General features: G+C 71.0%; 2 protein-coding genes. One reads left to right on the plus strand and one right to left on the minus strand.

Annotation, left to right across the window (positions count from 1 at the left end):
- Positions 1-224 precede the first annotated feature (224 nt).
- On the minus strand, positions 225-959 hold the full coding sequence (locus ND748_RS29695) for an amino acid ABC transporter ATP-binding protein (RefSeq protein ID WP_308205765.1): 735 nt from the start codon (positions 957-959) through the stop codon (positions 225-227).
- A 303-nt stretch (positions 960-1,262) separates the two neighbouring features.
- Here ND748_RS29695 and miaB point away from each other — a divergent pair.
- The coding region (gene miaB, locus ND748_RS29700; RefSeq protein ID WP_308205766.1) for a tRNA (N6-isopentenyl adenosine(37)-C2)-methylthiotransferase MiaB at positions 1,263-2,657 on the plus strand (1,395 nt) is incomplete at its 3' end.

The following is a 2,657-nucleotide window of genomic DNA, read 5'->3' on the forward strand; positions in this document are numbered from 1 at the left end:
GCCGCCGGGTGCAGCCGGCCCCGCCGAGCCGTCGGAGCGAGTTCGCCCCGGGCTGCCCGGGGTCCTCGGGAAGACGACGCCCGGCGGTTGGCCGCCGGCCCCGACTGAACGGTGTACGCATGACCGATCCTCTCGCGGTGCCCCGGACCGCCGGGTCCGGGGCGAGGTCTGGTGTCGAATGAGGTGTCCCGGTGCTGCGATCAGTACTGTGATTGGTGCTGCGATCAGTGCTGCAGGATCCTGGCCAGGAAATCCCTGGCCCGTTCGGTTTTCGGCGCGCCGAAGAAGTCGCCGGGCGGCGCGATCTCCAGAATGCGGCCGTCGGCCATGAAGGCCACACGGTCGGCGGCGGAGCGGGCGAAGCCCATCTCGTGGGTGACCACGATCATGGTCATTCCGGTCGCGGCCAGGGATCGCATGACGTCGAGCACTTCGGAGATCATCTCGGGATCCAGTGCCGAGGTCGGCTCGTCGAACAGCATCAGAACCGGGTCCATGGCCAGGGCTCGGGCGATGGCGGCGCGCTGCTGCTGGCCGCCAGAGAGCTGCCGGGGCAGCCGGTCGGCCTTGTCCGCGATGCCGACCCGGGCCAGCAGTTCTCGGGCGCGGGCCTCGGCCTGTCCCCGCTTCTGGCCGAGCACCTTCGTCGGCCCAAGGGTCACGTTGTCGAGAATCGTGCGGTGGGCAAACAGATTGAACGACTGGAAAACCATTCCCACCCGGGACCGCATCCGGGCGAGTTCCCGTCCTTCCACGGGCAGCGGGATCCCTTCGAACAGGATACGGCCCTCGTCGATCGTCTCCAGCCGGTTGATGCAGCGGCACAGCGTCGACTTCCCGGACCCGGAGGGCCCGATGACGACAACGACCTCCCCTGCCTCGACGGACAGCTCGACGTCGCTCAGTACCCGGTTGTCGCCGAAGGATTTCCCGACTCCCTCCAGGGTCACCAGGGGCACATCGACCTCCCGACACAATGGCAGAACGGTGCGGTGTTGGACCAAGCATCCCGGCGGAACCGGGACGGCCGGGCCAGGCGCGCGGATAGTCGTGAGTCGGACAGGTGGACGGCCGCCGCGCTCCGTTTCCGGACCGTTGCGGCGATATTCGCGGATGATACGCGACCGACCGCCGAAGGCTGGGATCTGTACATTTGGTGACATTGATTCGGGGGTACTCGTCCCCCCCGGCGATGTTCGGTCGGCCCGGCGGGCCGCCGGTCGCCCGCCGGGCCGCGCGCGACGCGCCGTAGGCTGGTTGACGTGACGGGCCGCAGCTACGAGGTACGCACGTTCGGGTGCCAGATGAACGTTCACGACTCCGAACGGCTCTCCGGACTGCTCGAGTCCGCCGGCTACGTCCCGGCCGACCCCGGCAGCGAGGCCGACGTCGTGGTGTTCAACACCTGCGCGGTGCGGGAGAACGCCGACAACCGGCTGTACGGCAACCTCGGCCAGCTCGTCCCGGTGAAGAAGGGCCACCCGGGGATGCAGATCGCCGTCGGGGGCTGCCTGGCGCAGAAGGACCGCTCGACGATCCTCGACCGGGCCCCCTGGGTCGACGTCGTCTTCGGCACCCACAATCTGCATCGCCTGCCGGTGCTGCTGGAGCGGGCCCGGCACAACGCCGCCGCCGAGCTGGAGATCGCCGAGGCGCTGGAGGTGTTTCCCAGCTCGCTGCCGACGCGGCGGGCCAGCCACCACTCGGCCTGGGTCAGCATCAGCGTGGGCTGCGACAACACCTGCACCTTCTGCATCGTGCCCAGCCTGCGCGGCCGCGAGCGCGATCGCCGGCCGGGCGACGTGCTGGCCGAGGTCGAGGCGCTCGTCGGCGAGGGGGCGCTGGAGATCACCCTGTTGGGGCAGAACGTGAACTCCTACGGCCGGTCGCTGGGCGACCCCGGGGCGTTCGCCAAGCTCCTGGCCGCCTGCGGCCGGGTTGAGGGCCTCGAGCGGGTGCGCTTCACCTCGCCGCATCCCCGGGACTTCACCGACGACGTCATCGAGGCGATGGCCGCCACGGCCAACGTCTGCCACCAGTTGCACATGCCCCTGCAGTCCGGCTCGGACGACGTGCTGCGCCGGATGCGCCGCTCCTACCGTCGGGACCGGTTTCTCGGCATCGTCGAACGGGTGCGGGCGGCGATGCCCGACGCGGCCATCACCACCGACATCATCGTCGGTTTTCCCGGCGAGACCGAGGCCGACTTCGCCGACACCCTCGACGTGGTGCGCCAGGCGCGCTTCTCCGGGGCGTTCACCTTCCAGTACTCCCCGCGCCCGGGCACCCCGGCGGCGACGATGGACGGCCAGATCGATCGGGCCACCGTGGCCGAGCGCTACGGCCGCCTGGTCGCGCTGCAGGACGAGGTCTCCTGGGCGCAGAACCGAGAGCTGGTCGGCCGGCGGGTCGAGCTGCTCGTCGCGGCGGGCGAGGGCCGTAAGGACGATGCCACCGGCAGGTTGTCCGGCCGGGCGCGCGACGGGCGTCTCGTGCACTTCCGGGCCGGTCCGGGGCCCGCGGTGCGGCCCGGTGACGTCGTCGAGACCGTGGTGACGCGGGCGGCGCCGCACCATCTCACCGCCGACGGTTCGCTGCTGTCCCACCGCCGCACCCGCGCGGGTGACGCCTGGGAGCTCGGCCGCCCCGCCCCCGCC

Source organism: Frankia sp. AiPs1 (genome assembly GCF_023716945.1).
GTDB lineage: Bacteria > Actinomycetota > Actinomycetes > Frankiales > Frankiaceae > Frankia.